The organism is Ruegeria sp. YTSC230 (assembly GCF_059609665.1).
The window spans coordinates 344,647-356,411 of the sequence record NZ_JBXWMC010000001.1 but is presented as its reverse complement, the minus strand read 5'-3'; the positions used below and the strand labels follow the sequence as shown (position 1 = coordinate 356,411).

General features: G+C 57.7%; 10 protein-coding genes. 6 read left to right on the top strand and 4 right to left on the bottom strand.

Translation table 11 applies throughout. From position 1 onward, the window contains the following. Positions 1 to 100 precede the first annotated feature (100 nt). A complete protein-coding gene (locus AC2FD9_RS01665; protein ID WP_496835069.1) occupies positions 101 to 733 on the bottom strand; it encodes a cupin domain-containing protein in 633 nt (210 codons plus the stop codon). A 167-nt stretch (positions 734 to 900) separates the two neighbouring features. Here AC2FD9_RS01665 and AC2FD9_RS01660 point away from each other — a divergent pair, with 167 nt between their 5' ends. The 3 genes from AC2FD9_RS01660 to AC2FD9_RS01650 all read left to right on the top strand — a co-directional run bounded on the left by AC2FD9_RS01660 (position 901) and on the right by AC2FD9_RS01650 (position 3,975). Continuing rightward, a complete protein-coding gene (locus tag AC2FD9_RS01660) occupies positions 901 to 1,896 on the top strand; it encodes a GT-B fold glycosyltransferase domain-containing protein (protein ID WP_496835500.1) in 996 nt (331 codons plus the stop codon). A 72-nt stretch (positions 1,897 to 1,968) separates the two neighbouring features. Then, entirely contained in the window at positions 1,969 to 3,261 is a 1,293-nt protein-coding gene (locus AC2FD9_RS01655; RefSeq protein ID WP_282150981.1) for an O-acetylhomoserine aminocarboxypropyltransferase/cysteine synthase family protein, read from the top strand. 3 nt (positions 3,262 to 3,264) lie between these two features. Beyond that, on the top strand, positions 3,265 to 3,975 hold the full coding sequence (locus AC2FD9_RS01650) for a GNAT family N-acetyltransferase (protein ID WP_496835067.1): 711 nt from the start codon (positions 3,265 to 3,267) through the stop codon (positions 3,973 to 3,975). Between the two features lie 2 nt (positions 3,976 to 3,977). Here the strand turns inward: AC2FD9_RS01650 and AC2FD9_RS01645 are convergent, their stop codons facing one another. Next, on the bottom strand, positions 3,978 to 4,673 hold the full coding sequence (locus tag AC2FD9_RS01645) for an SIMPL domain-containing protein (RefSeq protein ID WP_282168515.1): 696 nt from the start codon (positions 4,671 to 4,673) through the stop codon (positions 3,978 to 3,980). 164 nt (positions 4,674 to 4,837) lie between these two features. Between AC2FD9_RS01645 and AC2FD9_RS01640 the strand changes: the two genes are divergently transcribed. Next, positions 4,838 to 6,994, top strand: coding sequence for a hypothetical protein (locus AC2FD9_RS01640; protein WP_496835065.1), 2,157 nt, complete (start codon positions 4,838 to 4,840; stop codon positions 6,992 to 6,994). 66 nt (positions 6,995 to 7,060) lie between these two features. Here AC2FD9_RS01640 and hppD read toward each other — a convergent pair whose 3' ends face one another. Continuing rightward, positions 7,061 to 8,158, bottom strand: a complete 1,098-nt coding sequence (hppD, locus tag AC2FD9_RS01635) for a 4-hydroxyphenylpyruvate dioxygenase (RefSeq protein ID WP_496835064.1) — start codon at positions 8,156 to 8,158, stop codon at positions 7,061 to 7,063. Positions 8,159 to 8,304: 146 nt separating this feature from the next. Here hppD and AC2FD9_RS01630 point away from each other — a divergent pair, with 146 nt between their 5' ends. Both AC2FD9_RS01630 and AC2FD9_RS01625 read left to right on the top strand, forming a co-directional pair. After that, on the top strand, positions 8,305 to 8,760 hold the full coding sequence (locus tag AC2FD9_RS01630) for an Lrp/AsnC family transcriptional regulator (RefSeq protein WP_058273865.1): 456 nt from the start codon (positions 8,305 to 8,307) through the stop codon (positions 8,758 to 8,760). 19 nt (positions 8,761 to 8,779) lie between these two features. Continuing rightward, positions 8,780 to 10,660 (top strand): monovalent cation:proton antiporter-2 (CPA2) family protein, encoded by a 1,881-nt coding sequence (locus tag AC2FD9_RS01625; protein ID WP_113789023.1) that lies wholly within the window; start codon positions 8,780 to 8,782, stop codon positions 10,658 to 10,660. A gap of 28 nt (positions 10,661 to 10,688) precedes the next feature. Here AC2FD9_RS01625 and cobT read toward each other — a convergent pair whose 3' ends face one another. Continuing rightward, the gene (gene cobT / locus AC2FD9_RS01620) at positions 10,689 to 11,702 is read right to left on the bottom strand and encodes a nicotinate-nucleotide--dimethylbenzimidazole phosphoribosyltransferase (RefSeq protein ID WP_496835063.1); all 1,014 of its coding nucleotides are present in this window, start codon (positions 11,700 to 11,702) and stop codon (positions 10,689 to 10,691) included. Between the last annotated feature and the right edge of the window lie 63 nt (positions 11,703 to 11,765).

Sequence of the window (11,765 nt, the reverse complement as noted above, 5' to 3'; positions counted from 1 at the left end):
ATCAAATGGTAAAATTTGCCAAATGGTCAAAAAATGAAAAAACCGGACCAATCGACCCGGTTTTCCTTTGTTTCTGCCTGTTTTTCTTGCAGCGAACGTATCAGACCATCTGAGCCAAATGCCCTGTTTTCGTCCAAACACGCGCTCCCGAAGCACCCGCCACGGCGGTAGATCGCGCGCCCGGAGGCAACCTCAGCCAGTCCCAGGTCGTGAAATCCTCGTCAGATTCCCTCAGCGAGCCTTCGATCACAAACAGCTCCATTCCGTGCGACGCGTCCAGATCCAACGCCTCGCCCGCCGCAAGATTGAACACGCGGACATCTTCATGCGCGTCTTTGAACAGTTGAGTATTCCCCTGACCATTGATCGAGCGTCGTACCTCTGTCCGATCATCCGGGTCAAACTGATGCAGCTTCACCAAGATCGTCGCCCCCTGTTTTGCCGAAGGTGTGTGCGACGAGGTCGGAGGGTTTCTCACATAACTGCCGACCGGGAAATCTCCGGTTTCGTCCTGAAAAACGCCGTCCAAAACCAAATATTCTTCTCCCCCGTCATGGGTGTGGGCCGAAAATGCGCTGCCCGGAGCAAAACGGACGATTGTCGTTGCGCGGGCAACCTCCTCGCCGATGCGATCCAGCATCTTGCGTTCGACACCGGCGGCGGGGGACGCGATCCATTCATTCTGGTCGAAATGAACTGCAACACGTTTGGTGAAATCTGCGTTGATCCTCATGGGGGCACTCCTGAACGGGGACGTGTCCCTAACATGGGATTGCGCCGACATTTTTCAAATTGCACGCATCGCATCTGGTTTTGACGGGCGCGCCTGCATACTGTACGTCCGACAAGAAACCCGAGCAGCGCCGGACCACGGCACCCACAAGTACTGAAAGTCACCGGATGCAGGCCAGCGCCCCGAAATTCAACATCGTTATCATCGGGCAAAACAACCGTCTGCAATACGAAGCCCTTTTGTTTGCCGCCTCGTTGCGGCACAGCAGCCCTGATTTTTCCGGTCGACTGTTCGTGGCTGTTCCGCAACCCGGTCCACGCTGGCCGCAGGACCCTACCATCCAGGACGAGGATCTGCTGAAAGCACTCCGTCAGTTGGATGCCGAGATCCTGCCGTTCGAAAACAGTGTATTTGGCGCCAGCTACCCTTATGGCAACAAGATCGAAGCTTTGCTGGCCATGCCCGAGGGTGAGCCCTTTGTGTTTTTCGACAGTGACACACTGATCACCGGCGATCTGACCAGCGTCCCCTTCGACTTTAACCGCCCCGGCGCATCGCTAAGGGTCGAAGGAACCTGGCCCAAACCAACCTTGTATGGTCCTGGACTGGATGGGATCTGGAAGGCGCTTTATCAAAGGTTCGGACTGGATTTCGACAGGTCGCTGGATACCAGCCAACCTGTGGATTACTGGCGGCGCTATCTGTACTTCAATGCCGGGTTTTTCTTTCATTCCTGCCCTCACACCTTCGGAAAGCGCTTTCTGGACTATGCCCGCACGATCCGCGACGGCGAGATCCCCGAGATGGCTGGACAGAATTTTGACCCCTGGCTGGATCAGGCTGCACTGCCGCTGGTTATCCATTCGTTCGGCGGCGGTCGCGATGCCCTGCCTGCGGGCCTTCTGGACGGATCGGTCAGCTGTCATTACCGCCTGTTCCCCCTACTCTACGCCCGTGAAAGCGATCACGCTGTAGAGGTGCTGGAAACCGTGGTTGCGCCAAACCGGGTCAAGAAGGTCCTCAAGGGATATGACCCGATCAAGAAGCTGGTTCTGCAACGGAAGGGCCACAAAATCAGGGATATGTTCGACCGCGAGAACCTTCCCAAACGCGAGCAGGTTATTCGCAACACGATACGCAAGAATGGTCTTTGGATGCGCTGACAGGAATGTTGTCTGCGCGCGCCCAATCGCCTAGAGATTCAGCAACGCACTTTCCAACAGGAGATTTCCAAGATGTCTGACGGCCCCACCTACGGTTTTGATACGCTTCAAATTCACGCGGGCGCGCGGCCCGATCCCGCAACTGGCGCGCGTCAGACACCGATTTATCAGACGACAGCCTATGTGTTCCGCGACGCAGATCACGCAGCCGCCCTGTTCAACCTGCAAGAGGTTGGTTTCATTTATTCCCGCCTGACCAACCCCACCGTGGCCGTTCTGCAGGAACGTGTCGCCACGCTGGAAGGCGGCGTCGGCGCGGTTTGCTGCTCGTCAGGTCACGCAGCACAGATAATGGCGCTGTTCCCGCTGATGGGTCCGGGCTGCAATGTGGTCGCCTCGACGCGCCTCTATGGCGGCACGGTCACGCAGTTCAGCCAGACCATCAAACGCTTTGGCTGGTCTGCCAAGTTTGTCGACACCGACGATCTGGACGCCGTGAAAGACGCAATCGACGAAAACACACGGGCAGTGTTCTGCGAATCCATTGCCAACCCCGGCGGCTATGTCACCGACATCCGCGCTCTGGCGGATGTGTCTGACGCTGCGGGTATTCCGCTGATCGTCGACAACACCTCGGCCACGCCATACCTGTGCCGCCCGATCGAACACGGCGCGACGCTGGTCGTGCACTCGACTACCAAATACCTGACCGGCAACGGCACTGTCACCGGCGGCTGCATCGTGGATTCGGGCAAATTTGACTGGTCGGCAAATGATAAGTTCCCCTCTCTCAGTGAGCCGGAGCAGGCGTATCACGGCCTTAAATTCCATGAGACGTTTGGCCCGTTGGCCTTCACCTTCCACGGCATCGCCATTGGCCTGCGTGATCTGGGCATGACCATGAACCCGCAGGCGGCGCATTACACGCTGATGGGGATCGAGACCCTGTCCCTGCGGATGGAGCGTCACGTCGAAAACGCTCAAAAGATCGCCGCATGGCTCGAGGCAGATGACCGCGTGGAATACGTCACTTATGCCGGGCTGCCGTCTTCGCCCTACAGTGACAGGGTCAAAGCGCACTACAAGAAGGGCGCGGGTGCCCTGTTCACCTTCGCGGTCAAAGGTGGCTATGACGCCTGTATCAAACTGGTCAACGCGCTAGAGATTTTCAGCCACGTGGCCAACCTGGGTGATGCACGGTCGCTAATCATTCACTCGGCTTCGACCACGCACCGGCAGCTGACCCCAGAACAGCAAGAGGCCGCAGGCGCTGGCCCCGGCGTTGTGCGGGTGTCCATTGGTATCGAAGACGCAGATGACCTGATCGCCGATCTTGATCAGGCGCTGGCCAAAGCGTCGGCCTAATCCATGAGCGGGCACAACACCAATGATCTGGGCCACCCCATCGGATTGCCGGTAACGGGCGATTTCCCTCGCCCGACACCACCTTACACGCCGATGGAGGGCCGATATTGTTCCGTTGTCCCGCTTGATGTGAATAGGCATGCGCCCGGGTTATTCCGGGCGTTTGCCAACGACACGGATGGCCACAACTGGACGTACCTTCCCTATGGGCCGTTCGACGGCGAGCGCGAGTTTGAGGATTGGACCCGTGAGACCTGCATGGATTCCGATCCGATGTTCCACACGGTACTGGACAGCAACGATACGCCCGTGGGTATGGCTTCATTCCTGCGGATTGACCCGGCGGCGGGTGCGATCGAGGTGGGACACATCCACTTCTCACCCTTGTTGCAGCGTAGCCCGCAATCGACCGAGACTATGTTCCTGATGATGCGGCGCGTGTTCGATGAGTTGGGCTATCGCCGTTACGAATGGAAGTGCGACGCGCTAAACGCGCCGTCCTGTCGCGCGGCCGAGCGTTTGGGCTTTACCTTTGAAGGTATTTTCCGACAGGCCACCCATTACAAAGGTCGCAACCGGGATACGGCGTGGTATTCCATCCTCGACAGCGAATGGCCCCGCATCCGCAGCGCCTTTGAGGATTGGCTATCGCCGGACAACTTTGACCAGACGGGCCAACAAAGGCAACCTTTGAAGGCCCGCGCAAGCGTCTGAGGTTACTCAGAGATTTCGAATTCCATTGTGACGGTGACCGAAACGGACACCTCGCCACCTGCGACCGGTACACCACCTGCATCCGCAGCGCTGAATTCCCGCATCATGGCCACGGGGCGCGCGCCACCGACCTGTTCGCTGATCTCTTGAACTGGTCCGAGTGTCACGTTAGCCGCCTGTGCCAACTGCTCGGCCTTGGCGGTCGCTTCGGCTACGGCGTTTGCGCGCGCCTGCGCTTGCAGCGGTTTCGGATCCTGTACGCCAAAGCTTAGCCCGCCAAAGTCATTGGCCCCGTCCTGGATGACTGCGTCCATGATTGTACCAAGCTGTGTCAGGTCACGCACACGCACCACCACTCGGTTCGAGGCGACAAATCCCGAAATTTCGGGCCGGTCGCCGCTTGCGCTGTTACGATTGTTCCAGACCGGCGACAAAGACACGTCGCGGGTCTGCACATCACGCGTTTCGATGCCAAGCTCCTGCAACCGGCTCAGGACCTGAGACACCGATTCCGAAGTGGCCTTCATCGCGTTCGAGGCCTGCGCGTCTTCATTGGTCACGCCCAGAGTAATAGTCGCCATATCAGGCGCGGCCTGCACGGTTCCCGCCGCGTCAACGGTGATGCGACGTTCTTCCGCATGGGTCATGCCCGCAACTGACATCGTCAGAACTGCAGCTAGAAAAGCGATTTTATTCAAGGTCTTCCCTCCAATTTTCTTTCTTCCAACATGGGGTGGCGGGGGTCTGCCGAACAAGGGGAAAGGCCGGCTTTTTCTTTCCCTCGGCGGGATCCTGCTTTAATGTCACTCTGCGGACGAATGATCGTTTGCACAGATGCTGACAACTATGGTTTTTCCGGATTATGAAACCCGCCTTTGCGCTGTCTTTTTCTTCGACCGGAATATCCTTGCACCACCATTCGGATGGTGACTGGTTCTGCATTGGCGAGGTTGCTCTGGATGCGCCCGACCTGAATACGCAGGTCATCGCATTGCGGGATCAGGGCTTTGCCCTTGAAAACGACCTGAACTGCAAGCTGGTGATACCAGCGGATCAGGTGCGGTTTTTGTCCGTATCAACAGAGGGCCTAAGCCCCGAGGAAAGCGCTGAAAAAGTGCGAACGGAACTGACCGAGGCAACTCCCTATGCGCTGGATGAGCTCGCCTTTGATACCGCAATCGTCGGTCCGACAACCCATATTGCTGCTGTCGCCAGGCAAACCCTGGATGAGGCCCGGACATTTGCCGCCGAGCACGGGTTTGTTCCAGTCCAGTACTCAACCCCGATCGAGGGTCAGGAATACCCGGCTGAACCTCGGTTCGAAATCGATACCCCAGACACGGTCATTGCTGCCGAACCGTTCGAGGTTGAGGATTCTTCCAAAACTGATGAAGGACCTATCGCAGATACGATTGCAGATTCCGAGACCCCGACAGAGTTTCCTTCAGCCCCCGACACGACCGGCGCATTAGAAACGGTTGAGGTAGAAGAATCCGCAAAAGAAAATGAAGCTGCTGCCGATCGGACGATCGCTGAAACCGAGGACCAAACGGAGTTTCCTTCCGCGCCCGATGCGACCGCAGCAGAGGAACCTGCTGAGGGTGAAGAACCTGCCAACGAAGATGATGGCCCTACCATTCACGCGATCGCTGATACTGAGACCCCGACGGAGTTTCGTTCAGCGCCCCACGCGAATATTGCTGGCAAAACGAAAGCCACACCCCCGATCAACCGCTACGCCGTTCCAGCCGCGGCGGCGGCTCTTGTTGCTGGTATTGCTCTGACCGTGTGGTCGTTGACTGGATCTGACGACACCGAATCCTCAGTGGCTGAGGCGGTTTCGATTGAAGAAACTGTGCCAAACCTCGCATCTGACGAGCAGATCGCCGAGACACGGGAGGTTGACGGCGATCCGGAGCTTGAATTCGAACCCGAGGCGGTCGCAACCGCGCCAGAGGAAGAACCGCAAACCGAACCTGTCGAAGAAACCGCCGCTGATCTCAGCGCGACCGATGCTGCAATCCTCGAAGCGCTGAACGTGGCACCGACCCAGGTCGAACCGGTGGGACAAGAGCCTGCACCAGCGGAAATCTCGTCACAAGCAGGCATCGAGATCTTCGCCCCCGAACCTTTGCCCGATCCGGTTCTGGAGTTGCCGGAGGACCTGTATCTGGCATCCCTGGACAGCACTGATTTGTCGCAGGACGCGGTGGCGCTGCCGCCCGTCAGCAGCTTTGAAACTGACCTGCCGTTTGAACAAAACGCCCTGCCCGCTCAGGCCGGAGTCCAGTTTGATCTGGACGAACGCGGCCTCGTCACGCCTTCAGCCGAAGGGACCCTGAACCCCGACGGGGTGATCGTTTACCTTGGCCGGCCCGCCAAGGTTCCCCCGGCAGTTCCAGTTCGGTTTGAACAAGAGCCAATTGAGGAAGATCCTACAGCCCGCTTAGCGCAGAAACGCCCGAATCCCCGCCCCGCTAATTTGCTGGAAAGCTTTGAACGGCAACAACTTGGCGGACGCACACGCGAAGAACTGGCGGTTCTGCGTCCTAAACTGCGGCCTAAGTCCTTACAAAGCGGCCCCCAGATTGACGAAACGCCAACGGCATTGGCAGTCGTTCGCGTTCCGCGCCCCAAAACGCGGCCAGCCGGACTTGCCCGCCCGGCCAGTATAAACACAAGCACCGCCAATCTTGGATCGACTGCAGCGGTCGATCAAAGCTCGGACGAAGCAGGTTCTTTCCAACCAAAGGCCGTGGCACCGAAAATCCCGTCGACCGCCTCGGTGGCGCGACAGGCGACCATCGACAATGCGCTTAACTTGCGCAAGCTGAACCTGATTGGGGTTTACGGGACCCCGGCCAACCGGCGCGCGCTGGTCCGGCTGCCCAGCGGTCGGTACAAAAAACTGAAAGTCGGAGACAGGCTGGACGGCGGCAATGTTATCGCCATTGGCGACAGCGAATTGCGATACCAAAAGCGCGGAAGAAACCTGACGTTGAAAATGCCGCGGAGCTGACGGTTCAAAAAACAAAGGCGGCCGAGGGATATCCCCGACCGCCCTTTGGTGACATAACTTACGCCGTTAAGCAGCTGAAATTTCGCCACTTTCGATCTGTTCGCGTTCGATGGATTCGAACAGGGCCTTAAAGTTCCCTTCACCAAACCCATCATCGCCCTTGCGCTGAATGAACTCAAAAAAGATCGGGCCGATCACGGTTTTCGAGAAGATTTGCAGCAAGATCCGGGTCTCGCCACCATCCAGCACACCCTCGCCGTCAATCAGGATACCGTGCTTGATCATCCGGTCCAGAGGTTCATCATGATCCACGACACGTTCCTTAGACATGTCGTAATAGGCCTGGTTCGGACCCGGCATAAACTTCAGGCCCTTTTCCGCAATCGCATCGGTAGAGGCATAGATGTCCTCACTACCCACCGCGATATGCTGAATACCTTCACCCTTGTACTTCTTAAGGTATGATACAATCTGCCCGGTTTCGCCCCGGTCTTCGTTGATCGGAATACGGATACGACCACAGGGCGATGTCAGCGCGCGGCTAAACAGGCCAGTGAACTTACCCTGAATGTCAAAAAAGCGGATTTCGCGGAAGTTGAACAGGCTCTCGTAGAATTTGAACCACTTGTCCATGTTGCCCTTGTAGACGTTGTGCGTCAGGTGATCGAGGTAATAGAACCCATCGCCGCGCGGTTTGGACTGTTTGTCCCAGATGAATTCCTGATTGTAAGGCGATGTCTCATAATACTGATCGATGAAATAGATCAGCGAACCGCCAATGCCCTTGATCGCCGGAGCATTCATGGTCTTGTCCGCCGCGTCATAAGGTTCAGCGCCTTTTGACACCGCGTGTTCATAGGCTTTCTGCGCGTCCACGACACGCCATCCCATCGCAGGGGCACAGGGGCCGTGTTCTGCCACGAACTTAGCGGCAAAGCTTTCTGGATCAGCATTCAGGATGTAGGTCACGTCCCCTTGCTGCCACAGCTCAACCATAGGCTTGTCCGTGTGGTGTCCGACCAACTCGAACCCCATTTTGGCGAAAAGGTCGCGCAGTTCCTGCGGCTCGGGGTGGGCGAATTCGACAAATTCAAACCCATCGGTTCCGGCTGGATTTTCAGGGCTGATGACAGATTTCGGGGCGTTGTGCGGGAAAGGACCCATGGCGCGTCTCCGTAAAAACAGGAATTTCTTTGCTGATTCCAAAATACGCCTTACCAAGCGCTGTTTCTGCGCATAGTTTTCGTGTAAACTATGAACATATGCGTAAATCACGCGTGAATACGGGTAAATTTGGAGAAACTCCGCATATGCTGGATTCTACCGATACGCGGCTGTTGTCTGCCCTGCAAAAGGACGCACATCTGACCGCGCATCAATTGGGTGAAATGCTGAACCTGTCACCAAGCCAGGCCGGGCGCCGCCGTCAGCGGCTTGAGGCCGAAGGCTATATCACCGGATATGCGGCACGGCTGGATCCCCTAAAACTTGGCCTGCAGGTCCAAGGGTTCATTCAGGTGCATTTGGGCACACATGGCCCGGAACAATCCGCGAGTTTTGCCCGCATGGTCGACACCCGCCCCGAAATCACCAGCGCCTGGACGATGACCGGAGAGGCAGATTACCTGCTGCACGTCTATTGCGACGATCTTTCCGCGCTCAACCGCTTGCTTCACCAGGTGATACTGCCGCATCCTGCAGTGGCACGGGTGCACAGCCAGATCGTGATGGACCAACTCAAACGCGACGCGCCATTGCCCACCTGACCGGACCGAGAGGACAAACATGGACGATTTCCTTTACCAGGCTTCAATCTATCTGGCTGCCGCCGTGATAGCAGTGCCCTTGTCGGCACGTCTGGGGTTGGGTTCAGTTCTTGGTTATCTGGCCGCTGGCATTGTCATTGGCCCAGTCTTCGGGCTTGTGGGGGCCGAGACCGAAAGCCTGCAGCACGTGGCCGAATTCGGCGTGGTCATGATGCTGTTTCTGATCGGGCTCGAGCTTGAGCCGCGCGCCTTGTGGGACATGCGCGACAGGCTTCTGGGACTAGGCGGTCTGCAGGTGTTGCTGTCCACCGCAGTCATCGCGGCAGTTGCCATATATGCAAATCACCCTTGGTCGGTCGCACTAGCCGTCGGGTTAACCTTATCTCTGTCATCCACAGCGATTGTGCTGCAAACGTTGTCGGAAAAGGGCCTGATGCAGACAAATGGAGGTCGGGCGACGTTCTCAGTGCTGCTGACGCAGGACATCGCGGTCATTCCCATTTTGGCGATGCTGCCGCTTTTGGCGTTGCCTGCAATGCCTCATATCGAAAGCGACGGCTCAATCGACCGTGGCGCGGATGCGCTCCATGAGGCCGGACATCATAGCTTGTCACTTGTCGAGGGCCTGCCCGGCTGGGCCGTTACGCTGGTCACTATCGGCGCAGTTGCCTTCGTCATTCTGGCTGGCATCTACTTGACGCGTCCACTGTTCAGGTTCATCCACGCCACTAGGCTGCGCGAAATGTATACGGCGCTGGCGCTGATGATCGTCGTGGGCATTTCCTTCCTGATGACACTAGTCGGACTCTCCCCTGCTCTGGGCGCGTTTCTGGCGGGTGTTGTTCTGGCAAGCTCAGAATTCCGGCACGAAATGGAAAGCGACCTTGAACCGTTCAAGGGACTGTTCCTGGGGCTGTTCTTTATCACGGTCGGCGCTGGAATTGACGTTGGCTATTTCTTCAACGACCCACTGGACCTGATCGGTCTGGCACTACTGGTTATACTGGCGAAGGGCATCATCCTGTATCTGGTCGGTCGCGCGTTCAGGCTACGCGGTCGGGATCACTGGTTGTTCACATTGGGTTTGGCGCAGGCAGGCGAATTCGGCTTTGTGCTGTTGGCCTTTTCAACGCAGCAAAACGTCATCCCACCGGATTTGTCGCAAAAACTGCTGATGATCATCGCCCTGACAATGCTGATCACCCCGCTGCTGTTCATCATCTTCGATCTGCTGTCGCGCCGTATGGGTGATGGCGTCCCCGAGGCCGAGCCCGATGAGATCGACGAAAAAGGCCCGGTCATCATCGCTGGAATTGGGCGTTTTGGTCAGATCGTGAACCGGTTGGTCCGCGCGAGCGGGTTCAAGACTGTCGTACTGGACCACGATATTGAGACAATCCAGTTGATGCGTCGTTTTGGCGTCAAAGGATTTCTGGGTGATCCCACGCGGCCAGAATTGCTGCGCGCTGCGGGGCTTGAAAAGGCAACCGTGCTTGTGGCTGCGATGGATGACCCCAAGCAAGTCACACGTTTGGTCGGCTTTGCCCGGCGTCAACGCCCGGATTTGCACATTGTGGCCCGCGCACGTGATCGCACCCATGTCTACCAATTGTATCAGGCCGGGGCGAACGACATTGTCCGAGAGATGTTTGACGGATCGCTGCGGGCGGGTCGCTATGTCCTGGAAAACGTTGGTCTGAGCGAATACGAGGCGGCTCAGGCCGAACAGACGTTCTATCATCACGACAGGGCCTCTGTGCGTGATCTGGCAGAATTGTGGATCCCCGGTATGCCTACCGGTGACAACAAGAAATACATCGAACGGGCGCGGCAGCTTGAGAAAGACCTGGAAACCGAACTGCTGGAACTGGCCGAGAAACACGCAAAGAAGTCAGCCTGACCCGGCCCTGCCGGATCAGGCGGTTTGATCAGCCGTCCGAAACACCCGCTTCGGCAAATGTCGCCATGCCGGAATGACACGCGACCGCGCATCTAAGTATGTTGATCGCCAGCGCCCCGCCCGAGCCTTCGCCCAAACGCAATCCAAGGCTCAACAATGGCTCTTTGCCTAACTTGGCCAATACCGCTGCGTGCGCGCCTTCTGCACTTTGGTGGCCTGCAATCGTGTGATCCAATGCGCCCTCGGACATGTTTGCCAGACAGGCCGCAGCCGCCGAGCAGATAAAGCCGTCAAGAATAACCGGGATACGCAAGGCACGCGCAGCGGCGATGGCCCCGGCCATGGCCGCGATTTCACGCCCGCCCAGACGGCGCAGGATTTCCAGCCCGTCACCCGACCCGCCATGCAAGGCGATGCCTTCGGCCACGACGCGCGTTTTGTTGGCCAAACCGGCATCGTCTACCCCAGTGCCACGCCCAGTCCAGTCTGCGGCGTCGCCACCGAACAAAGCGCATGCGATGGCAGCCGCCGGGGTCGTGTTCCCGATACCCATCTCTCCAACCACAAGCAAATCGGCATTGTGGTCCACGGCGGTCCAGCCCACGCGCAGGGCCTCAAGCAATTCTTCTTCGGACATCGCGGGACCAGCGGTGAAATCCGCGGTCGGTCGATCCAGATCCAGCGCGTGCACATTCATCGTCGCGCCCGCCGCTTTGGCCAGCTGATTGATCGCCGCGCCGCCATGTTCAAAGTTCATGACCATCTGAACGGTCACCTCGGGCGGAAAGGCCGACACGCCTTGCGCTGTGACGCCATGATTGCCCGCAAATACGATGACCTGAGGGGCAGAGATCTGCGGCCGGGCATCCCCACGCCAGCTCGCATACCAAATTGCCAAGTCCTCAAGCCGGCCCAATGCGCCGGGAGGTTTAGTCAGTTGTCCGTTACGCTCAGCAGCACCTTGCAGCGCATTGCCATCCGGTCCCGGAGCGTTACTCAGGGCCTCGCGAAGGGTATTCAGGTCTTTTAATTCCGGCAGCATCCAAAGCCTCGTTGCATCAGAGTGGTCCTGTGTGTTTAACCGAAGCGTCCGATCCAACAAGAC

Excerpts from the sequence above, each read along its gene's own strand:
- AC2FD9_RS01665 (WP_496835069.1), bottom strand. The coding sequence starts at position 733 with ATGAGGATCAACGCAGATTTCACCAAACGTGTTGCAGTTCATTTCGAC.
- AC2FD9_RS01640 (WP_496835065.1), top strand. The coding sequence starts at position 4,838 with ATGAAACCCGCCTTTGCGCTGTCTTTTTCTTCGACCGGAATATCCTTG.
- AC2FD9_RS01630 (WP_058273865.1), top strand. The coding sequence starts at position 8,305 with ATGCTGGATTCTACCGATACGCGGCTGTTGTCTGCCCTGCAAAAGGAC.
- AC2FD9_RS01660 (WP_496835500.1), top strand. The coding sequence starts at position 901 with ATGCAGGCCAGCGCCCCGAAATTCAACATCGTTATCATCGGGCAAAAC.
- cobT (WP_496835063.1), bottom strand. The coding sequence starts at position 11,702 with ATGCTGCCGGAATTAAAAGACCTGAATACCCTTCGCGAGGCCCTGAGT.
- AC2FD9_RS01625 (WP_113789023.1), top strand. The coding sequence starts at position 8,780 with ATGGACGATTTCCTTTACCAGGCTTCAATCTATCTGGCTGCCGCCGTG.
- AC2FD9_RS01655 (WP_282150981.1), top strand. The coding sequence starts at position 1,969 with ATGTCTGACGGCCCCACCTACGGTTTTGATACGCTTCAAATTCACGCG.
- AC2FD9_RS01650 (WP_496835067.1), top strand. The coding sequence starts at position 3,265 with ATGAGCGGGCACAACACCAATGATCTGGGCCACCCCATCGGATTGCCG.
- hppD (WP_496835064.1), bottom strand. The coding sequence starts at position 8,158 with ATGGGTCCTTTCCCGCACAACGCCCCGAAATCTGTCATCAGCCCTGAA.